This window comes from Streptomyces sp. NPDC016677 (assembly GCF_055562815.1).
Genome location: NZ_JBVHEO010000003.1, coordinates 165,689 through 189,443 on the forward strand (window position 1 = coordinate 165,689; position 23,755 = coordinate 189,443).

At 71.7% G+C, this 23,755-nt stretch carries 26 protein-coding genes and 1 pseudogene; 11 read left to right on the forward strand and 16 right to left on the reverse strand.

Annotated features, from left to right (window positions below; translation table 11 throughout):
- Positions 1–106 precede the first annotated feature (106 nt).
- From ACZ3IG_RS10485 to ACZ3IG_RS10500, 4 genes are read left to right on the forward strand one after another with little or no spacing between them, the layout of a single operon-like run.
- Positions 107–631, forward strand: coding sequence for a phosphatase PAP2 family protein (locus ACZ3IG_RS10485; protein WP_467430783.1), 525 nt, complete (start codon positions 107–109; stop codon positions 629–631).
- The gene (locus tag ACZ3IG_RS10490) at positions 624–1,574 is read left to right on the forward strand and encodes a decaprenyl-phosphate phosphoribosyltransferase (RefSeq protein ID WP_467430784.1); all 951 of its coding nucleotides are present in this window, start codon (positions 624–626) and stop codon (positions 1,572–1,574) included. The genes ACZ3IG_RS10485 and ACZ3IG_RS10490 overlap by 8 nt, the downstream gene beginning before the upstream one ends.
- Entirely contained in the window at positions 1,571–2,089 is a 519-nt protein-coding gene (locus ACZ3IG_RS10495) for a GtrA family protein (protein WP_467430787.1), read from the forward strand. The genes ACZ3IG_RS10490 and ACZ3IG_RS10495 overlap by 4 nt, the downstream gene beginning before the upstream one ends.
- Positions 2,077–2,994, forward strand: coding sequence for a YihY/virulence factor BrkB family protein (locus ACZ3IG_RS10500; RefSeq protein WP_467430788.1), 918 nt, complete (start codon positions 2,077–2,079; stop codon positions 2,992–2,994). Before ACZ3IG_RS10495 ends, ACZ3IG_RS10500 begins: the two co-directional genes overlap by 13 nt.
- On the opposite strand, the gene ACZ3IG_RS10505 is transcribed toward ACZ3IG_RS10500, so the two are convergent.
- Positions 2,942–4,228 (reverse strand): D-alanyl-D-alanine carboxypeptidase family protein, encoded by a 1,287-nt coding sequence (locus tag ACZ3IG_RS10505; protein WP_467430790.1) that lies wholly within the window; start codon positions 4,226–4,228, stop codon positions 2,942–2,944. The two genes, ACZ3IG_RS10500 and ACZ3IG_RS10505, sit on opposite strands and share 53 nt — an antisense overlap.
- A gap of 91 nt (positions 4,229–4,319) precedes the next feature.
- On the opposite strand from ACZ3IG_RS10505, the gene ACZ3IG_RS10510 reads away from it, so the two are divergent.
- Both ACZ3IG_RS10510 and ACZ3IG_RS10515 read left to right on the forward strand, forming a co-directional pair.
- The gene (locus tag ACZ3IG_RS10510) at positions 4,320–4,559 is read left to right on the forward strand and encodes an SCO4848 family membrane protein (RefSeq protein WP_467430792.1); all 240 of its coding nucleotides are present in this window, start codon (positions 4,320–4,322) and stop codon (positions 4,557–4,559) included.
- A 33-nt stretch (positions 4,560–4,592) separates the two neighbouring features.
- Entirely contained in the window at positions 4,593–5,924 is a 1,332-nt protein-coding gene (locus tag ACZ3IG_RS10515) for a metallophosphoesterase (RefSeq protein WP_467430794.1), read from the forward strand.
- A gap of 30 nt (positions 5,925–5,954) precedes the next feature.
- On the opposite strand, the gene ACZ3IG_RS10520 is transcribed toward ACZ3IG_RS10515, so the two are convergent.
- Both ACZ3IG_RS10520 and ACZ3IG_RS10525 read right to left on the reverse strand, forming a co-directional pair.
- Positions 5,955–7,433, reverse strand: coding sequence for a sensor histidine kinase (locus ACZ3IG_RS10520; protein ID WP_467431647.1), 1,479 nt, complete (start codon positions 7,431–7,433; stop codon positions 5,955–5,957).
- Positions 7,434–7,438: 5 nt separating this feature from the next.
- Positions 7,439–8,128 carry a response regulator transcription factor gene (locus ACZ3IG_RS10525; protein ID WP_467430795.1) on the reverse strand — a complete coding sequence of 230 codons (690 nt, stop codon included), beginning with the start codon at positions 8,126–8,128 and terminating at the stop codon, positions 7,439–7,441.
- 172 nt (positions 8,129–8,300) lie between these two features.
- On the opposite strand from ACZ3IG_RS10525, the gene ACZ3IG_RS10530 reads away from it, so the two are divergent.
- On the forward strand, positions 8,301–10,694 hold the full coding sequence (locus ACZ3IG_RS10530; protein WP_467431649.1) for an MMPL family transporter: 2,394 nt from the start codon (positions 8,301–8,303) through the stop codon (positions 10,692–10,694).
- Here the strand turns inward: ACZ3IG_RS10530 and ACZ3IG_RS10535 are convergent.
- The 11 genes from ACZ3IG_RS10535 to ACZ3IG_RS10585 all read right to left on the reverse strand — a co-directional run bounded on the left by ACZ3IG_RS10535 (position 10,687) and on the right by ACZ3IG_RS10585 (position 17,738).
- Positions 10,687–11,442 carry a TetR/AcrR family transcriptional regulator gene (locus tag ACZ3IG_RS10535; RefSeq protein ID WP_403533053.1) on the reverse strand — a complete coding sequence of 252 codons (756 nt, stop codon included), beginning with the start codon at positions 11,440–11,442 and terminating at the stop codon, positions 10,687–10,689. The two genes, ACZ3IG_RS10530 and ACZ3IG_RS10535, sit on opposite strands and share 8 nt — an antisense overlap.
- Positions 11,443–11,451: 9 nt before the next feature.
- Positions 11,452–11,988: a thiol-disulfide oxidoreductase DCC family protein gene (locus ACZ3IG_RS10540; RefSeq protein WP_467430798.1), complete on the reverse strand. Its 537-nt coding sequence runs from the start codon at positions 11,986–11,988 to the stop codon at positions 11,452–11,454.
- 4 nt (positions 11,989–11,992) lie between these two features.
- Positions 11,993–12,400, reverse strand: a complete 408-nt coding sequence (locus ACZ3IG_RS10545) for a hypothetical protein (protein WP_467430800.1) — start codon at positions 12,398–12,400, stop codon at positions 11,993–11,995.
- Between the two features lie 94 nt (positions 12,401–12,494).
- A complete protein-coding gene (locus tag ACZ3IG_RS10550; RefSeq protein WP_467430802.1) occupies positions 12,495–12,905 on the reverse strand; it encodes a VOC family protein in 411 nt (136 codons plus the stop codon).
- Between the two features lie 18 nt (positions 12,906–12,923).
- Entirely contained in the window at positions 12,924–13,298 is a 375-nt protein-coding gene (locus ACZ3IG_RS10555) for a Uma2 family endonuclease (RefSeq protein WP_467430804.1), read from the reverse strand.
- Positions 13,299–13,306: 8 nt separating this feature from the next.
- Entirely contained in the window at positions 13,307–13,432 is a 126-nt protein-coding gene (locus ACZ3IG_RS10560; protein WP_467430805.1) for a hypothetical protein, read from the reverse strand.
- 158 nt (positions 13,433–13,590) lie between these two features.
- Entirely contained in the window at positions 13,591–14,370 is a 780-nt protein-coding gene (locus ACZ3IG_RS10565; RefSeq protein ID WP_215168579.1) for a succinate dehydrogenase iron-sulfur subunit, read from the reverse strand.
- Positions 14,370–16,124, reverse strand: coding sequence for a succinate dehydrogenase flavoprotein subunit (gene sdhA / locus ACZ3IG_RS10570; RefSeq protein WP_467430806.1), 1,755 nt, complete (start codon positions 16,122–16,124; stop codon positions 14,370–14,372). Before sdhA ends, ACZ3IG_RS10565 begins: the two co-directional genes overlap by 1 nt.
- Before the next feature lie 17 nt (positions 16,125–16,141).
- A complete protein-coding gene (locus ACZ3IG_RS10575; RefSeq protein ID WP_215168577.1) occupies positions 16,142–16,621 on the reverse strand; it encodes a succinate dehydrogenase hydrophobic membrane anchor subunit in 480 nt (159 codons plus the stop codon).
- 5 nt (positions 16,622–16,626) lie between these two features.
- A complete protein-coding gene (gene sdhC / locus ACZ3IG_RS10580; protein ID WP_215168575.1) occupies positions 16,627–17,007 on the reverse strand; it encodes a succinate dehydrogenase, cytochrome b556 subunit in 381 nt (126 codons plus the stop codon).
- A 212-nt stretch (positions 17,008–17,219) separates the two neighbouring features.
- A complete protein-coding gene (locus ACZ3IG_RS10585; protein WP_467430808.1) occupies positions 17,220–17,738 on the reverse strand; it encodes a 2-oxo-4-hydroxy-4-carboxy-5-ureidoimidazoline decarboxylase in 519 nt (172 codons plus the stop codon).
- 219 nt (positions 17,739–17,957) lie between these two features.
- Here ACZ3IG_RS10585 and ACZ3IG_RS10590 point away from each other — a divergent pair, with 219 nt between their 5' ends.
- The 4 genes from ACZ3IG_RS10590 (at position 17,958) to ACZ3IG_RS10605 (ending at position 21,616) form a co-directional block, all read left to right on the forward strand.
- The gene (locus ACZ3IG_RS10590) at positions 17,958–19,586 is read left to right on the forward strand and encodes a beta-N-acetylhexosaminidase (RefSeq protein WP_467430809.1); all 1,629 of its coding nucleotides are present in this window, start codon (positions 17,958–17,960) and stop codon (positions 19,584–19,586) included.
- Positions 19,587–19,726: 140 nt separating this feature from the next.
- Positions 19,727–20,236, forward strand: coding sequence for a hypothetical protein (locus tag ACZ3IG_RS10595; RefSeq protein ID WP_467430810.1), 510 nt, complete (start codon positions 19,727–19,729; stop codon positions 20,234–20,236).
- A 93-nt stretch (positions 20,237–20,329) separates the two neighbouring features.
- A complete protein-coding gene (locus ACZ3IG_RS10600; protein WP_467430812.1) occupies positions 20,330–20,746 on the forward strand; it encodes a hypothetical protein in 417 nt (138 codons plus the stop codon).
- A gap of 489 nt (positions 20,747–21,235) precedes the next feature.
- Positions 21,236–21,616 (forward strand): beta/gamma crystallin domain-containing protein, encoded by a 381-nt coding sequence (locus ACZ3IG_RS10605; RefSeq protein WP_467430813.1) that lies wholly within the window; start codon positions 21,236–21,238, stop codon positions 21,614–21,616.
- A 62-nt stretch (positions 21,617–21,678) separates the two neighbouring features.
- Here the strand turns inward: ACZ3IG_RS10605 and ACZ3IG_RS10610 are convergent.
- Positions 21,679–22,125 (reverse strand): annotated as a pseudogene (locus tag ACZ3IG_RS10610) (integrase core domain-containing protein); the annotation flags it as partial.
- Positions 22,126–22,437: 312 nt separating this feature from the next.
- Positions 22,438–23,718 carry a nucleotide disphospho-sugar-binding domain-containing protein gene (locus ACZ3IG_RS10615; RefSeq protein ID WP_467430816.1) on the reverse strand — a complete coding sequence of 427 codons (1,281 nt, stop codon included), beginning with the start codon at positions 23,716–23,718 and terminating at the stop codon, positions 22,438–22,440.
- Positions 23,719–23,755: the final 37 nt, after the last annotated feature.

A 23,755-nucleotide genomic window follows, 5' to 3' on the forward strand; every position in this document is an offset into this window, starting at 1 on the left:
TGAAACCTCCGGTTTATCCCCGAAATGGGTGATTAATGGGATGTCGCTCAATAGTTCCGGAGTTTTGCCGGAGTTCCGCCGCCACCGGCATGAACAGTGAGTCCGTATGGACCACCACCTCGACCACCGCGACGGCATGGACCACCGGATCGTCTCCGCCCTCAGAGCGTGCGGCGGCGACCCGCGCGTGGCGGGCGCCGCCCGCGCCCTGTCCTTCGTCGGGGAGCACGGGGCGCTGTGGCTGGCGGCGGGCCTCGCCGGGGCCGCCGTGGACGGCGCCCGGCGCGGCGCCTGGCTGCGCGGCACCGCGCTCACCGCGGGCGCGCACCTGGCCAGCATGGGCGTGAAACGGGTCGTGCGCCGTCCGCGCCCCGCGCATGTGCGACCCCTGGTGGCCACCGCGGGGCGGCACTCCTTCCCCAGCTCGCACGCCACCTCCGCGGCGGCCGCCGCCGTCGCCTTCGGCACCCTCGGGGTCCGCGCCGCCTGGCCGGTGGCCGCCGCCGTGTGCCTCTCCCGGCTGGTCACCGGCGTCCACTACCCCTCGGACGTGGCGGCCGGCGCCGCCCTGGGCGCCCTCACGGCCCGCCTCGGCGCCGACTGGATGCGGGGAGGCGCCGCCCGTGGCTGACACCACCGCCGTCCCGCGCCGGCGCACCCCCGAGCGGCCCCCGGCACCACCGCCCGGCGCGGGCGGCCTGCTGACCGGCCTGGTCCGCACCGCGCGCCCCAAGCAGTGGGTCAAGAACGTCCTGGTCGTCGCCGCCCCGGCCGCCGCCGGCGAACTGTTCACCACGCCCGCCCTGACCCGGCTCCCCCTGACCTTCCTCCTGTTCACCGCCTGCGCCGCCGCCGTCTACCTGGTCAACGACGCCCGCGACGCCGACGCCGACCGCGCCCACCCGGTCAAACGGCGCCGCCCGGTCGCCGCCGGACAGGTCCCCGTCCCCGTCGCCTACGCCGCCGGCACCGCCCTCGCCCTCCTGGCGCCCGCCACCGCGCTCTGGCTCTGCCCGCCCGCCGTCGCCGCCGTGCTGACCGCCTACCTCGGCATGCAACTGGCGTACTGCGTCACCCTCAAGCACATCCTCGTCGTCGACCTCGTCGTCGTCACCACCGGCTTCCTGATGCGCGCGGTGACCGGCGGACTGGCGCTCGGCATCCCGCTCTCCCGCTGGTTCCTGATCACCACCGGTTTCGGCGCGCTGTTCATGGTCTCCGCCAAGCGCTACTCCGAGGCCGTGCAGATGGCCGGGGCGGCGGGCGCCACCCGCGCGCTGCTCACCGAGTACACCGTCGGCTACCTGCGCTTCGTCTGGCAGCTCGCGGCCGGGGTCGCCGTCCTCGGCTACTGCCTGTGGGCCCTGGAGGAGGGCGGCGTCCCGCACGCCGGTCTGCTGCCCTGGCGCCAGCTCTCCGTGGTCGCCTTCGTCCTCGCCGTGCTCCGCTACGCCGTCTTCGCCGACCGGGGCGCGGCCGGCGAACCCGAGGACGTGGTGCTGCGCGACCGCGCGCTCGCCGTCATCGGGGTGGTCTGGGCCGCGATGTACGGGGCCGCGGTGGCCAACTGGTGAGCGCGGCGCACGGTGGCATGGCGCGCGGGCCGGGCGACACGGCGATCGGGCCGGGCGACACGGCGATCGGGCCGGGCGACACGGCGAGCGCGCCCGGCCCCCGCCGGGAACTCCTCGGCTTCGCCTCCGTCGGCCTGCTCGCCTACGCCGTCGACCTCGCCCTCTTCACCTGCCTGCGCGGACCGGCCGGACTCGGCCCGCTCACCGCCAAGACGCTCGCCTTCGTCGCCGGCTGCTCGGTGGCGTACGCCGGCAACGCGCTCTTCACCTACCGGCACACCCGGCCCCGGGGCCCGCGCCCCTGCGCCGTCTTCTTCGCGGTGAACCTCGCCGGGGCCGCCGTACAACTCCTCTGCCTCGCCGTCAGCCACTACGGCCTCGGCCTCACCTCGCAGCGCGCCGACACCGTCTCCGGCGCGGGAATCGGCATGGCACTGGCCACGCTGCTGCGTTTCTGGGGCACAAGGACACTGGTTTTCCCGACCAGGGGCGGAGACGGACCATGGACTGGCTGAAAAAGCTTCCCGTAGTGGGCCCGTGGGCGGCGCGGCTGATGGCCACGCACGCGTGGCGGTCGTACGAGCGCCTGGACCGGGTGAAGTGGACGCGGCTGGCCGCCGCCATGACCTTCAGCAGCTTCGTCGCGCTGTTCCCGCTGCTCTCGCTGGGCGCCGCGATCACCGCCGCCACGCTCAGCGAGCGGCAGCAGAAGGAGGTCCAGGACGCGATCACCGACCAGTTCCCCGGCCTCGGCGACCAGCTGGACATCGAGGGGCTGGTGGCGAACGCCGGCACCGTCGGGCTGATCGCCGGCGCCCTGCTGCTGTTCACCGGCATGAACTGGGTCGACTCGACCCGGGGCTGTCTGCGGGCGGTGTGGGAACTGCCCGACGAGGACGACAACCCCCTCCTGCGCCGGGCCAAGGACGGCGGCGTCCTGATCGGCTTCGGCGGCGCGCTGCTGGTCACCCTCGCCCTCTCCACCGTCGCCTCCACGCTGGCCGGCCGGCTCGTCCGGCACCTGGGCATGGACGACGGCGGCGTCGGCGGGGTGCTGCTGCACGTCGCCGCGTTCGCCGTCGCCGTACTCGCCGACTTCCTGGTGCTGCTCTACGTCCTCACCCTGCTGCCCGGCGCCGAGCCCGAGCGCCGCCGGCTGCTGGTGGCGGCGCTGATCGGCGCGGTCGGCTTCGAACTGCTCAAGCTGCTGCTGAGCGGCTATGTGCGGGGCGTGGCCGCGAAGAGCGTGTACGGCGCGTTCGGCGTGCCCGTCGCCCTGCTGCTGTGGATCAACTTCACCTCGAAGCTGGTCCTGTTCTGCGCCTCCTGGACGGCGACGGGCGGCAAGGAGACCGAACCCGCCGGCGTCACGGACGGGTCCGGCGACGCACCAGGTCCGGCAGCGGCCACCGGCGGTTGACCAGGAACACGGCGCCCGCGAGCAGCACCAGCACCCCGCCGGTGACCGCCAGCGCCGTCCCGGCGCCGCCGGAGCCGCCCGCCGCGGCGGCACCGACGGGCGTGGTACCCGTGGCCGCGTCACCGCTGCCCCCGGCCTCACCCCCGCCCGTCGCCGGGGAGGCGCTCGACCCGGCGCCCCTCGGGGCCACCAGCTCGCCCACCGGCTCGACCTTGCCGGCCGCCTCGAACCCCCAGTCGAACAGCTCGGCGGTCTCCTTGTAGACCTCGTTGTGGTCGTTCTTCTCCGGGTTCATGACCGTGACCAGCAGCACCTTGCCGTCGCGTTCGGCGACCCCGGTGAAGGTGGCGCCCGCGTTGGTGGTGTTGCCGTTCTTGACGCCGGCGATGCCCTCGTACTGCTCCATGTCGTAGTCGCCGGTCAGCAGCCGGTTGGTGTTCTGTATCTCGAAGGACTCGCGGACCGTCTTGCCCTTCTTGTTCTTCGTCGTCTCGCCCGGGAACTTCGCGCTGACCGTCGAGCAGTACTCGCGGAAGTCCGCCTTCTGCAGCCCGGAGCGGGCGAACAGGGTCAGGTCGTACGCGGAGGAGACCTGCCCGGGGGCGTCGTACCCGTCCGGGCTGACCACGTGGGTGTCGAGGGCCTGGAGCTCCTCGGCGTGCTCGTTCATGTCGGCGACCGTCCGGTCCACGCCGCCGTTCATCGCGGACAGCACGTGCACGGCGTCGTTGCCGGAGCGCAGGAAGACACCGAGCCACAGGTCGTGGACGGTGTACGTCTCGTTCTCCTTGATCCCGACCATGCTGGAGCCGGAACCGATGCCCTCCAGGTCGGAGGGGGCGACCTTGTGCTCGGTGGTCTTCGGGAACCGCGGCAGCAGCGTGTCGGCGAACAGCATCTTCAGGGTGGACGCCGGGGCCAGCTGCCAGTGGGCGTTGTGCGAGGCCAGGACCTCGCCGGACTCGGCGTCGGAGACGATCCAGGAGCGGGCGGTGATGCCCTTGGGCAGCACGGGCACGCCGTCGGCGAGATTGGCCTGCGTCCCCGGCTGCCCGAGGCGGGCGCCGCCCACGGTCGACATGTTCGCCGGGGGCGTGGCGGACGGGCTCGCCGAGGAATCCGGGCTCGGCGCGGCGTACGCGGCCGGTGCGGCCAGCGCGAGCGCCGAGACGGTGGTCAGGACGGCGGGAGTGACCAGCAGCGGTCGCCGGACGGTCTTCTTGGGTGCGGGCACGGTCGAGAACGTACCGCCCGTTCCCCGCGCCGTCCCACCCGCCTCCCCACCCCGGACACGGAACCGGACACGCGGCGGCGATACTGGCTGCATGAAGCTCAGCCGTCCCGTCTCCTGGTTCCTGCTCGCCTTCGGGGTGTGGTCCTGGATCATCTGGATCACTTTCGTCAAGAATCTCGCCAAGGACAGCAGCGGGCTCGCGTTCGAGGACGGCGACCCCACGGCGTACTTCTGGGTCCACCTGCTGCTGGCGGTGGTCTCCTTCGTACTGGGGACGGTTGTCGGGGTCATCGGGTTGCGCGGACTGCGCGCACTGCGCCGCACGTCATAGTCGCGGTTTCACAAGGGGTGGGGTAGGAACACGATGGTGATCGTCTTCGCGCTGGTCGCGCTGCTGGTGGTGGGCGTCCTGGTGGCGGCCAACTGGTATGTGTGGCGGCGCCTGTTCCGCGACACGACCCGGCGCGCGGGCGGCGTGCGCCGGGCGGGCGCGGTACTGGTCGCCGGCGGCTGGCTGCTGGCGATCGGCGCGCTGGTCGCCGAGCGCTCGGGCGCGCCCTTCTGGCTCCAGCGGGTGCTGGGGTGGCCGGGCTTCCTGTGGATGGCCCTCTCGGTCTACCTGCTGCTGGCGCTGCTGGTGGGGGAGGCGGTACGGCCGCTGCTGCTGCGGTACCCGGCGCGGCGGGCCCCGGTCACGCCGGTCACGGAGGAGGCCGTCGCCCGGACACCGGCGGCCACGGTACCGGCGGCCACGGCACCGGCTTCCCCGGCCGAGGCGGGCGCCGGGACCGAGTCCGACGCCCCCACGACCGATGCCCCCACGACCGGCGCCCCGGTGCCCGGCACCCCCGTGCCGAGCCCCCTCGCCGTCCCCTCCCGGCGGCTCTTCGTCTCCCGGGTCGTCGGCGGGGCCGCCGCCGCGGTGGCCGTCGGGACGGTCGGGTACGGGACGTACGGCGTGCTGAACGGGCCGACGGTCAAACGCGTCACCGTGCCGCTGGCCAAGCTGCCGCGCGCCGCGCACGGGTTCCGGATCACCGTGGTCAGCGACATCCACCTCGGCCCGGTCCTCGGCCGGGGCTTCGCGCAGAAGGTCGTCGACACGGTCAACGGCACCCAGCCCGACCTGATAGCGGTCGTCGGCGACCTGGTCGACGGCAGCGTCAAGGACCTCGGCCCCGCCGCCGCGCCGCTCGCGCAACTCCGCGCCCGGCACGGCGCGTACTTCGTCACCGGCAACCACGAGTACTTCTCCGGCGCCGAGCAGTGGGTGGAGGAGGTGCGGCGGCTGGGCCTGCTGCCCCTGGAGAACGCCCGTACCGAGCTGCCCCACTTCGACCTGGCCGGCGTCAACGACATCAGCGGCGAGGACGAGGGCCAGGGCCCCGACTACGAGCGCGCCCTCGGCGACCGCGACCGCAGCCGCGCCTGTGTGCTCCTCGCCCACCAGCCGGTGATGATCCACGACGCCGTCGACCACGGCGTCGACCTCCAGCTCTCCGGCCACACCCACGGCGGCCAGCTCTGGCCTGGCCCGCTCCTGGCCGCCGCCGCCAACCCGACCGTGGCCGGCCTGGAGCGCTACGGCGACACCCAGCTCTACGTCAGCCGCGGCGCGGGCGCCTGGGGCCCGCCCACGCGTGTGGGCGCCGAGTCCGACGTCACCGTGATCGAACTCGCCTCCCGCCAGGCCTGACGACCTCGTCCGGGATCCGGCCGGGCGCCCTCACCCGGCTCCCGGCCCCGCCACCGCCCCCTCCGCCCCCTCCGCCCGGTCGGGCAGTACCACCGTCACCACGAGCCCCTCGCCCGGCGCGGTCCGCACGTCCACGTCACCGCCGTGCGCGTGCACCGCGCCCTGCACGATCGCCAGCCCCAGGCCGCTGCCCGCGCCGCCGCCCGCCCGGAAGAACCGGTCGAAGACCCGGGCCGCGTCCTCCGCCGTCAGCCCCGGTCCCCGGTCCTCGACCGACAGCCGCACCGCCCCGTCGACACGCTCCGCGGCGAGCCGTACCGGCACGTCCGCCGGGGTGTGCACCCGTACGTTCGCCACCAGGTTGCCGACCACCTGCCGCAGCCCCGACTCGTCGGCGCACACCGTCAGCGCCCCCTCGGCGTCCACGGTGACCGGCCGCTCCGGCTGCTGGACGCGCAGGTCCCCGGCCGCGTCCCGCAGCAGCCGGCCGACGTCTACCGGGCGCAGCCGCAGCTCGGGGCGCTGGTCGAGGCGGGCGAGGGTGAGCAGCTCGTCCACCAGCCGCCCCATCCGGTCGGCCTCCGCCAGCACCCGCTCCCAGGCCCGCTTCCGCTCGGCCGGCTCACGCAGCATGCCCTTGTCGTAGAGCTGGAGGTAGCCGCGTATCGCGGCCAGCGGGGTGCGCAGTTCGTGCGAGGCGTCGGCGACGAAGCGGCGCAGCTGCGCCGTGCTGCGCTCGCGCGTGCGGTACGCCGACTCCACCTGGTGGAGCATGGAGTTCAGCGCGAGCCGCAGTTGCTCCACCTCCGCGGTGGCCTCCCGGCTGGAGGGCACCCGCCGGGTCAGGTCCCCCTCGGCGATCGCCGACGAGGTCTCCACCATGTCCTCCAGGGGCCGCATCCGGCGCCGCACGCTCATCATCGTCAGCCAGGCCAGCGTCGCCAGCAGCAGCGTGCCGACGCCCAGGTCGAGCCGGAGGGCCTTGGCGACGCCGGTGTGCAGGGCGTCGGTGGAGGCGGCGACCAGGACGAACGTTCCGTCGGAGAGCCGGGTCGCGGTGACCCGGTAGGCGGTGTCGCGCACGGTGACGTCGTGCGGCTCGGGGCCGGCGGCCAGCGGCGCCGGGTCGGCCACGGCGGCGGCCAGGGCCCGCTGGCCGCCGGTCGGTTCGTACCCGGCGAGGGCGAGTGCCCGGCCCCGCCGGTCGGTGGCGGCGATGAGGCTGTCCGGCGCCCGGTCGCCCGTGTCGCCGTTGAGGAACCGGTCCCGGACCAGCGTCACCGCGCCCAGCGCGTCGAGCTGCTCCAAGGTGAGCGGCGCGGTGCCCAGCGACTGGCGGGTGCCGAGCAGTTCGGCGTCGATCTGGTCGATCAGGTAGTGCCGCATGCCCACCAGGCTGACGGCGGTCGCCACGACGACGCCCACGGCGAGCAGGGCCATGTTCGCCACCGCCAGCTTGGCGCGCAGCGAGGGGATGCCCCGCCTCCGTCGGGGCAGGACGCGCCGCAGGACCCTCACGCGAGCCCGTATCCGACGCCCCGCCGCGTGGTGATCAGCGGTGGTCCCAGCGCGTCCAGCTTGCGCCGCAGATAGCTGACGTAGGTCTCCACCACGGTCGACTCGGACGGCGCGTGCTCGTACTGCCAGACATGGCGCAGCAGTTGGTCCTTGGGCACGATCCGGCCGCCGTTGCGCACCAGGAAGCGCAGGAGCGCGTACTCGGTCGGGGTCAGCTCGACCGAGCGGGCGCCGCGCCGGGCCGTGTACGTCGTCTCGTCCAGCTCCAGGTCGCCGTAGGTGAGCGGGGGCCGTTCGGGCAGTACGTCTGCGGGGCGGACCCGGCGCAGCACCGCCTGGACGCGGGCGACCACCTCGTCGATGTTGAACGGCTTGGTGATGTAGTCGTCGCCGAAGCCGAGCGCGCCGACTATCTCGGCGGGCGCGTCGCGCGCGGTGACGAAGACGAGCGCCAACTCCGGGCACCGGACGCGCAGTTCCCTGCCGAGCGCGCGGCCGTCGCCGTCGGGCAGCATCACGTCGAGCAGGGCCGCGTCCGGCCGGGTGATCCCGGCGAGCGCGAGGGCGTCGCGGACCGTGGCCGCGCACATCACCTCGAAGCCGTGGAAGCGCAGGGCGATGGCGAGGACGTCCGCGATGCTCGGTTCGTCCTCCACCACCAGCACGGTGCCTGGACCCGTCGTCATGCCCCCCAGTATCGGCGCGGGCACCGGCGGCGGGGGCGGTTCCCGCTTTGGAGTTCCTTGAGAGTCGGGCCGAGCCGGTGTCCACGCCCGTGCCGCGCCCCCGATTCTGAGGCGCAGGACCTGGGGGGACCGACCGACTTTTCCTGGAATGAAGGAGTTTGGCGTGACGGCTTTGGCGCGATGGTGCTACCGGCACCGGCTGGTGGTCCTGGTGTTGTGGGCGGGGGCGGTGTTCGGGCTCGTGGCGGGGGGTTCGGCCGCGGGGACGGACTACTCGAACGTGTTCTCGCTCCCGGACACGGACTCCAGCGAGGCCCTCGACCTGATGGAGAAGGCGTTCCCGGAGAGTTCCGGCGACACCGACACGGTGGTGTGGAAGGTCGACGAGGGCTCGGTGCGGGACGCCGCCGTACGGTCCCGGATCGAACCCGCGCTGGAGGAGATCGGGCGGATGGCGGGGGTCGGCGCGGTCAGCAGCCCCTACGGCGCCGACGGCGCGGCCCAGGTGAGCCGGGACGGGACGATCGCGTACGCCCAGGTCACCTTCACCGAGCAGGCCAACTCGGTGGAGCTCGCGGTGATCGAGGACGTCGTGGACACGGCGCAGGGCGCCGAACGCGCCGGTCTGACGGTGGAGCTGGGCGGGCAGGCCATCGCCCGCACCCAGGAGCTGCCGATGGGTACCGCCGAACTGGTCGGCATCGTGGCGGCGGCCATCGTCCTGTTCCTGACCTTCGGGTCGCTGTTCGCGATGCTGCTGCCGCTGGTCACCGCGATCGCCGGCGTGGCGAGCGGACTGATGTCCACGACCCTGCTCAGCCATGTCACCGACGTGCCCGAGGTGGCCCCGCTGCTGGCCACGCTCATCGGCCTCGGCGTCGGCATCGACTACGCCCTGTTCATCGTCACCCGGCACCGGCGCGGCATCCTGCGCGGCATGGCTCCGGAGGACGCGGCCGTGACCGCCCTCAACACCTCCGGGCGGGCGGTGCTGTTCGCGGGCGGCACGGTGTGCATCGCGCTCGCCGGGATGCTGGTGATGAACATGGACTTCCTGAACGGCGTGGTCGTCGCCACCTCGCTGACCGTCGTCCTGAGTGTGCTCGCGGCCGTCACCCTGCTGCCCGCGCTGCTCGGGGTGCTCGGCACGCGGGTGCTCAGCCGGCGGCAGCGGCGGCGGCTGGCCGCGACGGGACCGGAGCCGAAGGAGTCGGCCGGTCTCGCGGCGCGCTGGGCGGCGTTCGTGCAGCGGCGCCCGCGCGGTACCGCCGCGGTGGCCGTCGTGGTGATGGCGGTGCTCGCCATCCCCGTCTTCTCGCTGCGGCTCGGCGCCAGCGACCAGGGCAACCTGCCGGAGTCCACCACCACCCGGCAGGCGTACGACCTGCTCGCCGAGGGCTTCGGACCGGGCTTCAACGGCCCGCTCCAGGTGGTCGTGGAGGGCGATGCCCCCACCGGCCTGGTCCGGGCGATCGAGTCCACCGAGGGCGTCGCCCGGGTGGCCGCCGTACCGCCCGCGAACGGGGTGTCCGTCATCCAGGTGGTGCCGACGACCTCACCGCAGTCCGCGGAGACGGACCAGCTGATCGACCGGCTGCGCGACGACGTGATCCCGCAGGCGGGCGTGGACGCGCACGTGGGCGGGGTGACGGCCGTCTTCAAGGACTTCGCGACCGTCACGGGGGACCGGCTGCCGTACTTCGTCGCGACCATCATCGCGCTGGGCTTCCTGCTGCTCCTGGTCGCGTTCCGGTCCCTGGTGGTGCCGCTGACGGCCGCCGTGATGAACCTGGTGGCCGCCGCCGCGTCGTTCGGCGTGCTGGTGGCGGTCTTCCAGTGGGGCTGGGGCTCGGAGGCCCTCGGCTTCGGCGCGGAGGGGCCGATCACCTCCTTCCTGCCGGTCATCATGCTGTCGCTGCTGTTCGGCCTGTCGATGGACTACCAGGTCTTCCTGGTGAGCCGGATGCACGAGGAGTGGGAGCACACCAAGGACAACGCCCGCGCGGTGCGGGTCGGCCTCGCCGAGACCAGCCGGGTCATCAACTCCGCCGCCCTGATCATGATCAGCGTGTTCGCCGCGTTCGTGCTCAGCGGCGACACGGAGGGCGCGATGGCGGGCATCGGCCTGGCGGCGGCGGTCGCGCTGGACGCCTTCATCCTGCGTACGGCCCTGGTGCCGGCGGCGATGTACCTGCTGGGCCGGTCCAACTGGTGGCTGCCGAAGGGCCTGGACAAGCGGCTGCCGCACCTGGCCGTGGAGCCGGCCGAGGAGCCGGCGGCTGCGGAGGGACCCGCCTCGGTCGTGCACGGCTTCGTGCGCACCGCCGACGGCGGCCCCGTCGAGGGCGCGTCCGTCACCCTGCTGTCGTCCGGCGGCCGGCGGCTCGACCACGTCACGGCCCTCGCCGACGGCTCGTACATCCTCGCCGTCCCCGCGCCGGGCACCTATCTGCTGGCCACGACCGCCCCCCGGTACGGCTCCCGGGCCGCGCACGTCACCGTGGCCGACGGCCCGCTCACGCACGACGTGGAGCTGGCCGGGCACCAGGTCGACGCGGTCAACTGACCCCGTCCGGCGGACGCTGCCTCTTCCTGCCGGGATCGGGCAGCGCCGCCGTCATGCCCGGCAGGAAGTCCCTGAACAGTTCGTGCACCTCGCGCACCAGCGGGCGCAGCACCCGGAACCGGGCCAGTACGACGCCCCGCGCGGTCAGCCGGGCGCCGCGCTCGGCCAGCCGGTAGCTGCGCTCGCGCCCCTCGGTCCGGTCGAAGATCCAGTATAGGACGAGCCCCATCTGCGACAGCCACATCAGCTCCGGCAGGATGTCCCGCAGTTCCTCCGGCACCTTGGTCTTCGTGCCGGCCAGCACCGCCCGGTGGACGCTGATGGCCTCCACGCGCGCGTGCTCCGACTCCGGGGAGAACGGGCTGAGCGGGCTGTCCGGGTCGGCGGCGTTCTTGAAGAACTGGACCGCGAACTCGTGGTACGGCGTCGCGATGTCCAGCCACACCTTCAGCACGCCCGCCAGCCGGGCCTCCAGGTCGGTCTCCCGGGCCAGCACGTCCCGGACCGCCACCTGGTGCTCGGCGGCGATCCGGTCGTAGAAGCCCTGGATGAGGTGTTCCTTGCCGGCGAAGTAGTAGTAGGCGTTGCCGACGGAGACCCCGGCCTCCTGGGCGATGGCCCGCATGGTCGTCTTGTCGTACCCCCGCTCCTGGAACAGCCGCATCGCCGTCTCCAGGATCAGGGCGCGGGTCTGCTCGGACTTGCTGAGGTGGGCTCCGTCACCGGGGCCGTCGTTCTTCGCGGGCACGTTCAGAGCCTAGGGCCTGTCGTCCCCTTCCCGTCGTCCGCCCGGAGGCAGACGGGAAGGGGACGACAGGCCCTGGCCAGTGCGGCAGGAGCCGTCGGCGCAGCCCGGCGCGGTGTAGGTCCAGCCGGCGCTCGGGTGGTACGTCCAGCCGTCGGCCCGGCGGTACGCCTGGCCGCCCCACCGGGCGCCCCGCCACTTGGCGGCGGCCAGCACCGCGCCCCTGGCCAGCTTCGCCCCCGAGGGGGTGCTGAGCCGGTGGGCGAGCGGCCGGTGCTCGCGCAGGGCCCACAGCACGGCGACCCAGGCGGCGGCTCCCCGGTAGACCTGCCCGGCGTCCCCGACGACGGTGATCTCGTCGAGGGTGGCGGCGTGGTCGAGGCCGGGGAACCGGTCGCGGGCCTCGGCGGACCCGGCGGGCACCGGCTCCAGCTCCACCAGCTGCGGCTGCCGCGTCAGCCAGTCCCGTACGAAGGCGCACAGCGCGCACTCGGCGTCGTAGAGGACGGTGAGCCGCCGTACGGGTACGGCGGCCGTCTCGGCCGGCATCGGCTCAGTGCCCGACCGTCGGAGCCACCCAGCCCTGCGGCGGCACGGGCGGCGTCTGCTCCCGCTCCATCACCCCGCGCCGCCGGATGCGGTTGAGCACGTACACGTTGCCCAGGTGCATCACGCCGAGGACCAGCAGCACCACGCCGAGCTTGGTCGACAGGGCCTCGAAGACGCCCCGGGTGTCGCTGATGGTCTCGTCGCCGCTGAGGTAGAGGGCGACGAAGCCGAGGTTGACGAGGTAGAAGCCGACCACGAGGAGGTGGTTGACCGCGTCGGCGAGCTTCTCGTTGCCGTGCAGTACGTCGGCGAGGAAGACCCGCCCGTTGCGGCTGAGCGTACGGGCCACCCAGATGGTCAGCCCGATGCTGACGGCCAGGTAGATGACGTAGGCGATGACGGTGCGGTCCATGCCCCACCCCTTCTTGAACGCGTTCAAAACGCTGACAGGAGAGACTCTAGACCTGCTTTTGAACGTGTTCAACTCAAGGGGTGGGTGGCCCGCGTCACGCGCGGCGGGCGAGCTGGGGCCGCTTGCGGTAGTCGGTCAGCCCGATCACGTTGCCCCAGGGGTCGGCGAACTCGACCGTCCATCCGGTGGCGCTGGAGAAGGGCCCGTCGTACGGCTCGACCCCGGCGTCCGTCAGCGCCCGCGCGGCGGCCTTGGCGTCCGGCACCTCCAGCCAGACCCGGGGGGCCGGCCAGGGCGGCGGCCGGTGCCCGAACCCGTCCTCGTGGCGCAGCAGGATGCCGGGGGTCTCCTTGCCGGCCTTCAGCAGCGCGATCCCGCCCTCGTCGAACCGGAACCCGACCTCGAACCCGGCCCGCTCGTAGAACTCCACCGCCTCGCCGAGATCCCCGACGGGCAGCAGCACGTTGTCGAACCCGAGCAGCTCGTACGACTCGTCATCTGACATGGCGTCAGGGTAGGGCGATCATCGCCCGGGGAGGCTGATTGTCAGTCCTCGCCGGGTGCGCGATTGGGCCGTCCGGCGGCAAGGACCCCGGCGACGTCGAGGGTGACCGTGGCACCGAGCGACGATGACGTACAGGGGGATTCCGGCCCCCGCGTAGGCGGTCGCTTTCGTACGCAGGTCATGTCGCCAGTTCTCGGAGGTCACCTCCAGGACCAGGCGGAAGCAGGCGGGGGCGTAGCAGTTGTACTGGACGTGGTGATCCGCGATGGGGTCTTCCCTGACCGAGAGGTCCGCGATCGCGTAGTCGTCGGGTTCGCCGGGGAGCTTCAGGGCGACGCCCTGGACGACGATGGAGGACCCGTCGTGCAGGCCCGCCGTCCAGAACCGCCGCATGAGGGTGGTCAGAGCGTGACCGTGCGGGCCGTCCCGCAGTGGACGGTGACGAGGATCTGACCCTGGATGCTCTCGACTCGGCAGCCCGGGTGCCGTTCCATGATGTCGTCGGCGATCCTGGTGAGCATGAGCATCACGTATCTCCTGCCGGGTGAGCTTCTCGGAGCATCGTGAGGAAACCGGCGGGGTGCTGGAGCCGCAGCCGATCACCTTCACTCGAACGCGTGGCCCATGCGAAAGGGCCCCGTCTCCCAGCGGAAACGGGGCCCTGACCGGCGTGAACCGACGGACGTCAGAAGCGGCGCGTGATCAGCGCTCGCTTCACCTCCGCGATGGCCTTGGTGACCTCGATGCCGCGCGGGCAGGCGTCCGTGCAGTTGAAGGTCGTGCGGCAGCGCCAGACGCCGTCGCGGTCGTTGAGGATCTCCAGCCGCTGCTCGCCGGCCTCGTCACGCGAGTCGAAGATGAAGCGGTGGGCGTTGACGATCGCGGCCGGGCCGAAGTACTGGCCGTCGTTCCAGAAGACCGGGCACGAGGACGTGCACGCGGCGCACAGGATGCACTTGGTCGTGTCGTCGAACCGCTCGCGGTCCTCGGCGGACTGCAGGCGCTCGCGCGTCGGCTCGTTGGTGTCCTTCGTGATCAGGAAGGGCATCACGTCCCGGTACGCCTGGAAGAACGGCTCCATGTCGACGACCAGGTCCTTGAGGACCGTCAGGCCCTTGATGGGCTCGACCGTGATCGGCTTCTCGGGGCTGATGTCCTTGATCAGCGTCTTGCAGGCGAGGCGGTTCTTGCCGTTGATCCGCATCGCGTCGGACCCGCAGATGCCGTGGGCGCAGGAGCGGCGGAAGGTGAGCGTGCCGTCCAGTTCCCACTTGATCTTGTGGAGGGCGTCCAGGACGCGCTCCTTGGGGTCCATCTCCAGCTGGAAGTCTTCCCAGGTCGCCTCGGCCGAGACCTCCGGGTTGAACCGGCGCACGCGGACCGTGACGGTGATGTAGGGGGAGTCGGCGAAACCGGGCTCGGGGGCTCCGGCCGCGTCCGCCTTGTCCAGAACAGGGGTAGCCATCAGTACTTACGCTCCATCGGCTGGTAGCGGGTCTGGACGACCGGCTTGTAGTCGAGACGGATGGACTCGGTGCCGTCGTCGCCGACCTCGCGGTACGCCATGGTGTGGCGCATGAAGTTCACGTCGTCGCGGTTGGGGTAGTCCTCGCGGTAGTGACCGCCGCGCGACTCCTTGCGGGCCAGCGCGGAGACGGCCATGACCTCGGCCAGGTCGAGCAGGTTGCCCAGCTCGACGGCCTCCAGGAGGTCGGTGTTGAACCGCTTGCCCTTGTCCTGGATCGAGACGTTCTTGTAGCGGGCGCGCAGCTCGCCGATCTTCTCGACCGCCGTCTTGATCGTCTGCTCGGTGCGGAACACCATGACGTTGGCGTCCATGGTCTCCTGCAGCTCGCGGCGCAGCTCCGAGACCCGCTCGTTGCCGGTGGAGGTGCGCAGCCGCTCGATCTGCTCGACGACCAGGGACTCGGGGGAGTCCGGCAGCTCGACGAAGTCCGCCGAGTGCGCGTACTCCGCCGCGGCGATGCCGGCCCGCTTGCCGAAGACGTTGATGTCGAGCAGCGAGTTGGTGCCCAGGCGGTTGGCGCCGTGCACCGAGACGCAGGCGACCTCGCCGGCCGCGTACAGGCCCGGCACCACGGTGGTGTTGTCCGCCAGGACCTCACCCGCGACGTTGGTCGGGATGCCGCCCATCGCGTAGTGCGCGGTGGGCTGGATCGGGATCGGGTCCGTGTACGGCTCGATGCCGAGGTACGTACGCGCGAACTCGGTGATGTCGGGCAGCTTGGCGTCGAGCTGCTCCGGCGGGAGGTGGGTGAGGTCCAGGTAGACGTGGTCGCCCTCGGGACCGCAGCCGCGCCCTTCCCGGATCTCCGTGTAGATGGACCTCGACACCACGTCGCGCGACGCCAGGTCCTTCATGACGGGCGCGTACTTCTCCATGAAGCGCTCGCCGTCCTTGTTGCGCAGGATGCCGCCCTCACCGCGGGCGCCCTCGGTGAGCAGGATGCCCATGCGCCAGATGCCGGTCGGGTGGAACTGGAAGAACTCCATGTCCTCCAGCGGCAGCCCGCGCCGGTAGCAGGCCGCCTGGCCGTCACCGGTGAGGGTGTGCGCGTTGGAGGTCACCTTGAAGAACTTGCCGGTGCCGCCGGACGCGTAGATCACGGACTTGGCGTGGAAGACGTGGATCTCGCCGGTGGCCAGCTCGTAGGCGACCACACCGGCGGACTTCTTGACGCCGTCGACCTCGGTCATGATCTGGTCCAGGACGTAGAACTCGTTGAAGAACTCCACGCCCTCCTTGACGCAGTTCTGGTACAGCGTCTGGAGGATCATGTGACCGGTGCGGTCGGCCGCGTAGCAGGACCGGCGGACGGGAGCCTCGCCGTGGTTGCGGCTGTGCCCGCCGAAGCGGCGCTGGTCGATCGTCCCGTTCGGCGTCCGGTTGAACGGCAGGCCCATCTTCTCCAGGTCGAGGACGGAGTCGATGGCCTCCTTCGCCAGGATCTCGGCGGCGTCCTGGTCGACCAGGTAGTCACCGCCCTTGACCGTGTCGAAGGTGTGCCACTCCCAGTTGTCCTCCTCCACGTTGGCGAGCGCGGCGGCCATGCCGCCCTGCGCGGCGCCCGTGTGGGAGCGGGTGGGGTAGAGCTTCGTCAGGACGGCCGTGCGGCTGCGCTTGGTCGCCTCGATGGCGGCCCGCATACCGGCGCCACCGGCGCCGACGATGACGGTGTCGTACTTGTGTACCTTCATGATTCGCAGCCCCGTGCCTAGCGGATGTTCGGGTCGAAGGTGAAGATCACCAGCGTGCCCAGCAGGATGGTGAACACCGTGGCGGTGTAGAGCAGGCCCTTCAGCCACAGGCGCGTGTTCGGGCGCTCGGCGTAGTCGTTGATGACCGTGCGCAGGCCGTTGGCGCCGTGCAGCATCGCCAGCCACAGCATCAGCAGGTCCCAGACCTGCCAGAACGGGGACGCCCAGCGGCCCGCCACGAAGGCGAAGCCGATCTTGGAGACGCCGCCGTCGAGCACCAGCTGGATCAGCAGGTGGCCGAGGACCAGGACGACCAGCACCACGCCGGACAGGCGCATGAACAGCCAGCCGTACATCTCGAAGTTGCCCCGGGTGGACTTCGGGGACTTCTTGGTGCGCTTGCGCGGGGGCTCGATGAGCGGCGCGGGGTTGTCGACCGTGTAGACGGAGGAACCCTCGACGGGGCCGACCCCGGAGGCGGTTTCAGTCGTGGACATCTGCGTCAGCTCCCGAACAGTTCACGAGCGGCGTGGCCGAGGACCGGGTACAGGGCCCCGATCATCAGCACCAGCCACACGGCGACGACGGACCAGAGCATCTGCTTCTGGTAGCGAGCGCCCTTGACCCAGAAGTCGACGGCGATGACGCGCAGACCGTTGAGCGCGTGGAAGAGGATGGCGGCGACGAGGCCGTACTCCAGCAGCGCGACGATCGGCGACTTGTACGTGGCCACGACCTTGTCGTAGGCCTCGGGGGAGACACGCACGAGAGCGGTGTCCAGCACGTGTACGAACAGGAAGAAGAAGATGAGGACGCCGGTGACTCGGTGAGCCACCCAGGACCACATTCCTTCCCGGCCGCGGTACAGCGTTCCAGCCGGCACGGAAGTTTCCTCCGGGAGCGGGGGTTGGGGCCGCGCCGGCTTCTCTGTCGGTGGGCCCGGCCGGGTACGGTCCACCGGCCCCCAGCATCGTAGCCAGCGCTCGCTGTCGTTCTTACAGCGGGCCTACCGGTGTGATCAAAGTTGCACGCAACGGAGTACCGCCGGTGGTTGCCGGGGGCGGGGGCTCGTCCGGTTTGTCCGGTGCGGGTGGGTCAGTGGCTGGTCGCGCGGTTCCCCGCGCCCCTGATGGCGTGCCTCAGCCGCTGTCCCGCCAGGCGCCGGAGCTCCTCTGCCGCGACCACCCGTTCGTCCTCGGGATCGTTCGCCAATCGTGATCGAACGGCGGTCAGGACGTGGTTCAGGCGCTCGTCCTCGGACATTCCGTCGAGGCAGATGACGAACGCGTGTCCGAAGCGGGACTCGTAGGCCGCGTGCGCGGCGCGCAGGGCCGTGCCGGCTGCCGCGTACGTGTTCTCGGGCAGGACGGGGAGCGTCTCGGCCGCCAGGGCTTCGGTCAGCTCTTCGGCGTTCAGGTCGTACGACGCCTCGTCGGCCGCGGCCAGCAGGGCCGGGAGGTCGGGGTAGGGGCGGTGGGCGGCGACGAGACGGGCCCAGCGCGGGCTGCGCAGGCAGGTCAGGAGGGTGCTGACGGTGTCCTCGGGGCTCGCGGTGTTGAAGAAATGCAGGGGGGTCGCAGTGGTACGGGTTTGGGCCGGTACGGGTATGGCCACCCGGCCGGGGAGATCTGGAAGACGGTGCGCAGGCAGCGTGGGTCCTTGTGCGTCACGTGTGTGTCGGGTGTGTCGGCAGGGGCTCGTGTGAGTTGTGTGGCGTCACGTTAGCGAGTGAGGGCATGACATGTCCGAGCGATGCCTGAATTTCACCCGAACGGGAGAGTTTCAGAAAGGGTGCAGGACGTTTCCCGCCAGTGCCGGCCGTAGGTTGACGCCGTGAGTCAGCACGGACGCCGTGGACCGGCGAGGCAGAAGGTGGGACGGCGGGCGGTGGCCGCCGGTACGGCGGTCGTCGCGCTCGGCGCGGGGCTGTGGGCCTGCGACGGGGGGTCTTCGGGGCCGGCGGGCCGCTCCGCCGAGGGGCTCTCCGCGGCCTCCCCCTCGGACAGCCCGTCGCCGGCCCGGTCCTACGCCCTGTCCGGCGAACCCCGCACCATACCCGCCGTACGCGACCACACCCCCGCGCGCGGACCGGGCTGGAAGCCCGCCGACGACCACCGGGTCGTCGTCTCCGACGCCGCCCTCGCCGACGAGGGCAGGCTCATAGCGAGCGAGCTGGGGCTGACGTACGCGGGCGAGAAGGACGACGAGAGGTCCGGGGACCTGCGGCTGGAGACGAAGGACTCCGCGGGCTCCGCCGGCGCCGGGAGCGAGTCGTACACCATGACCGTGCGCGACGGGCGGGTCACCGTCAGCGCGCCCGGCGAGAGCGGCGTCTTCTACGGCACCCGGACCCTGAAGCAGGCGGTCCGGGCGGACGGCACGGCGCCCGAGGGGGTCGTGGAGGACGAGCCCGCCAAGGAGCGGCGCGGATTCATGCTGGACATCGCCCGCAAGCACTACTCGGCCGACTGGATCAAGGACCGGATACGGGAGCTGGGCGACCTGAAGTACAACGAGCTGGGGCTGCACTTCTCCGACGACCAGGGCTTCCGTATCGAGTCCTCCTCGCACCCGGAGATCGTCTCGGCCGACCACCTCACCAAGGCGCAGGTCAAGGAGATCGTCGCGCTGGCGGAGGAGCGGCACATCACCGTGGTCCCCGAGATCGACTCGCCCGGCCACCTGGGCGCCGTCATCGAGGCCCACCCCGACCTCCAGCTGCGCAACGCGCAGGGCACGGCGACCAAGGGCGCGATCGACATCTCCGAGCCGGGGGCCGCCGAGATCGTCGACGACCTGATCGACGAGTACTCCGACGTCTTCCCCGGCGGCCAGTGGCACCTGGGCGGTGACGAGTACCAGGCGCTGACCGTCTCCGACCCCGAGGCGTCCTACCCGCAGCTCGCCGCCGCGGCCCGCGAGAAGTACGGCTCCGGCGCCACCGTCGAGGACCTCACCGCCGGCTGGCTCAACGACCGCGCCGCCACCGTCCAGAAGAACGACCGCACCCCGCGCGCCTGGAACGACGGCTTCTTCAAGGACAGCGACCCGGCGGCGGCCGACGACATCCTCGTCGCCTACTGGACCGGCAAGGAGATCGGCGCCCGGCAGCCCGCCGAGTACCTGGCCGAGGGCCGCGACGTCATCAACTACAACGACGAGTTCCTCTACTACGTGCTCGGCCAGCCGCAGACCTTCGTCTACCCGACCGGTGAGCGGATCTACGAGCAGTGGACCCCGCGCGTCATCCGCGGCACCGAACCAGTCGATGCCAAGTACGACGATCAGATCCTTGGTGGCAGCTTCGCCGTCTGGGGCGACTATCCGAGCGCCCAGACCGAGGACCAGGTCGCGAACGGCATCCGCCTGCCGCTGGCGGCGACCGTCCAGAAGCTCTGGGACCCGGGTGACCCGGAACTGTCCTGGACGGAGTTCCGCGCGCTGGCCGGCCGGCTGGACTGACCCGCGTACGCCCGCGCGTCTGTGGCGATTCCCGCGCCGTTCCGGACCGGAACGATGCGGGAATCGCCCGGGAGTTGCTGCGAACTCCCCTCGACTGTGGTGGTCTGTGGACGAGCCAACGGAACACGGGGGAGCCGGACATGGGCTACTGGGGGTATCTCGTCGTGGGCCGCGCCGAGCGGCCGCTCGCCGCACTGGACACGCTGCCCGGCGCCGAGGACGGCATGACCCTGCGCGCGTCGGCGCCGGGCGGCTGGCAGGTGTGGGAGTACCCGGGCGAGGCCGGCGTCGGCAACATGAACGACCTGGCCGCCCAGACCGGCGCGCCCGCGCTGTTCGGGTACGTCATGGACGGCGCCTGCGTGGTCGTGGAGGCGGCGGCGCCGGAGAGCGGGGCGTGGACGACCTGTCTGGGCCGGGCGGCGATGGCCGGGTACCTCGGCGCGGAGCGGAACGGCCTGACCCTGGAGGACTACTTCCTGGAGCCGCCCGACGCCGCGGAGCGGGCCGTCGCCTGGGCCGCCGAGGCCGGGCACCCGGCCGAACGCGGCGACCTGCTCGGCGTACTGACGGCCGAGCCGCCGGCCGGGGACGCCGAGGAGCTGTTCTTCCGCCTCCTGGACCGGTTGGGTGTCGTGGCGCCCTCGTGACCGTCGGGGCCGAGATGTGGCGGTCCTGCGCCGATTGCGGGCAGCCGCCCCGATCCGCGTGACGAAAGGCCGCCGGGCGACGCTGCTGCCGGTGTGACGACTTGGACCAGTACGACAGCGACAGCGACGGCGGCACCGGGGACCAGGCCCTCCGCCGCCAACCGGCCGGTGCGGTGGGCGGCGGACGCGGTGACCGCCCTGCGCGAGGGCGCCCGGCTGCGCCTCGACTACTCGGCGCAGAGCCTGTGGCGCGTCGACCGGATGATCGAGGGCATCCGCCGCGAGGAGGCGCCGTACGCCGCGGTGGAGACCGTGCTGCGCGGCTTCGGCGCCTACGCCGGTGAGGTGATCGTCCGCCGGACGGGCGGTGAGTGGTGGACGTCCGGCGGCGACCACTGGGTCCGCACCCCGGACGGCCGCTTGTGGGACCCGATCGACGAGGCCCGCCGCTGCTACGCCGGCGACGGCTCGCTGCGGCTGCTGTGCCGGGAGGCGACGACCTCCCCGTGACCCGCCCGGGGCGGTGACCACGGGGGACTGCCGGGTGCGGGCCCGGGGTGTGGTGGCGCCAGCCGCAGTCATGCGTCCCGTCTGAATCGGCCCTCATCCGGGTGTTTCTGGCTGTCCTGACCGCTACTGGTCACGCGCTGGTCACGTGGTCGGCCCAGCCCCGCTGTTGCCTTCTCGTCCGCCTCGGCGGCATCGGTGCCCGCGCCCCCTCGCCTGCCCGGCCCGTGGTCCCGAACCCAGAGGCGCAGGCCCCGGACGGCCACCCGGTGTCAAGACCCCAACACCGGGCCCCTGCTACGATGTTGGAAAAATCATTCGACGCTCCGAGACCCTCAAGGCCATCGGCAAGCCCGGAAGACCTTGGTAGACAAAGAACAAGCCGAGGAAGGGCAGAACCCTTGCCGCATCGACGACGTCGTTGCTGTGCGTCGAGGGCACGCGCCCGCCTCCCCGTCCTTCCCTCCAGGAACCGAGAAGTGGAGAGCTGCCGTGCAGCGAGGTGTACGCAAGGCCGTACTGGCCGGTTTGTCGGCCGCAGCACTGCTGACGTCCATGAGCGTCGGGGCGTCAAGCGCATCCGCGATTAACCAGGTCCCTTGCGGAGCCGAATTCCTCAAGGTCCATATGCACGACGCCAGTGGCAATACTTTCGTCAACTGTTACGCCAATGCGGGTCAGACGGCCGTCGCCCCTGGCCGCGAAGTGTGGGTCACCAAGATCGAGACCGGGAACAACATGGTCCAGTGGTACGGGGTGGGGAAGTGGCAGCCCGCGGTGCCGATCGACAAGTGGACCGTGTACATATGGCCTCAGTATCCGGACGGAGTGAGGATCGAGCGCGTGAACATCACCGCTGCGGTCAATCCGTAGCGAGCTGCCCGAGATGGGTAGCAGCCGTTGATGGAAGTACTGAGCAGAAGCTGATGGGTTGCCTACTGGATCGTGTGGCGGACGGGTCGAGCAGCGAAGTGCTGAACTCGCATTCGTGATGCCGGAAGCTCCTGTGGCCTCGCTCTCGCGTGACGGTCCGCCGACGGAGTCGGTGGACCGTTCTCGTGTCTGTGGGTTGAGGCGGGGAAAGTCGAGGACCCGAGTGCCGTCCCGGGTTCGGCAGGAGTGTGAGCTGTTCGAGTGCAGCGGTGAGGTGGCTGGCCCAAGGTGGTCAGTGAGGCACCAGTCAATGCGTGGCGGTCCTCGGGCTCGGCGGGCGGGACGTGACCTGACTCTCCGTGGAGTCTTCGCTGGTTGACCCAGTCGATGTATTCGGCGACGCCGGTCTCGACGTCGTTGATGCCCTTCCAGGGGCCGCGGTTGCGGATCAGCTCGGCCTTGAACAGGCTGTTGAATGCCTCGGCGAGGGCGTTGTCGTACGAATCTCCCCGAGATCCGGCCGAGGCGACCGCGGCAGCTCTCGCCGTAGCAGGCGCTGTCTACGCGAAGACGCCGGGTGAAGCACTCGATCCCGTAGCCGGGGGAAAAGGGAAACACAGGGCGGGCGAACACCGCGGCTGCCAGACGCCGGAGCCGCGGTACACGTGCGGGGCTCGCCGCCGACCTTCGGGTACGCAGTGCTCGGCCGCGCCCACCCCGCCGGGGCCGTGCCGAACGGGGACGTCGGTCACTGTCGACGATGCTGGCCGAGTCACAGACGATGCTGGCCGAGTCACAACGGACGGTCTTGGAGGGAGAGGTTACGCGCCGTCGATGATGTCGAGAACGGCGCGCACTGGGTCTGCGGACCGGTACTCCGCGCTCAGGTCTTGCGCCCGGCGGCGGAACGCCGGCTCGTCGAGCACCCGCCGGACGGCCTGTCCGACCGCGGCGGTTGCCGGTCGTCCTGTGCGCAGGTCGACACCGACTCCGAAGTCCGAGACCCGGGCGGCCACGGCGGGCTTGTCCTCGCTGCCGCCTGCCACGACGAGCGGCACGCCGTGGTGCAGGGCGAGCTGCACGCCGCCGTATCCACCGTTGGTGACCACGACGTCGGCCAGTGGGAAGAGCGCGTCGAACGGGATGAACGACTCGACGCGCGCGTTCGACGGCACGCGCAGGTCGCCGGGGGCGATCTCGCGTCCGCCGAGCCCGGCCACGACGAGCACGTCCTCGTCGGCGAGCGCGTCGAGCGTCGGTTGGACGAGATCGGTCAGGTCCTGGTTGGCCACCGTGCCTTGCGTGAGCGCGACGACTCGGCGCTGCGACAGCTCGGGCCACCAGGAGGGTGGCTGCCATGCGGTGGGCGGTTCGGGCGGCAGGGCCCCGATCAGCCGCAGCGTCGGCGGCGCATCGATCCGGGGATATTCGAAGGACGGGACGGTGAGCTGAGCGAACATGTCGGGCAGCAGGACCTGCGCGTCGCTGATCACGGGCAGTGTGGCCGTCGCGCCCAGCCCCGCCATGACGTGCTGGGCGTGCGCGGTGGCGCCGGCGAGCTGGGCGGCGAGTTCGGCGTTGAACGCCGCAGCCGCTCCCCGCACGTCGAGCCCGGCGCGTGGGGGAGGAGGCCCCATCATGGTCAGTTCGGCCCCGCTGAGGGTCAGAGGGAAGATCCCGAGGCCGACGGTGCGCCGTGGCCGGATCCCGGGTGCGCCCAGCAGTTGCGGCCACGTTCCGTAGAAGGCGGCCTCGTGGATGACGGCGGCGTCCGGCTGCTGTGCCAGCACCTCCTGCAGCACGGCGTTCTGCGTGGGTGCCATGTCGGTGAACCAGCCGAACATGGCCTCCAAGAAGGCCGGGCCCGGCGGCAGCTCGTGCAGCCACGGCTGCAGCTCACCGAGGCGGCGGTCGTCGAAGTCGGCCGGTCCGGCCAGCGTGACGAACGCCGCCCCCGCTGCGTCGGCCTGCCGCGCGAACCGGCTGCCGCTGACGACCGTGACCTGTCGTCCGGCCGCGACGAGATGGCGGGCGAGGTTCAGGATCGGCCGGACGTGACCGGTGAGCGGGGTCGCGGCGAGCACGACGGGGGCGGCTGTCATGGGGGGCTTCCTCGGGGTCGACGGAGGTCGGCCCGCG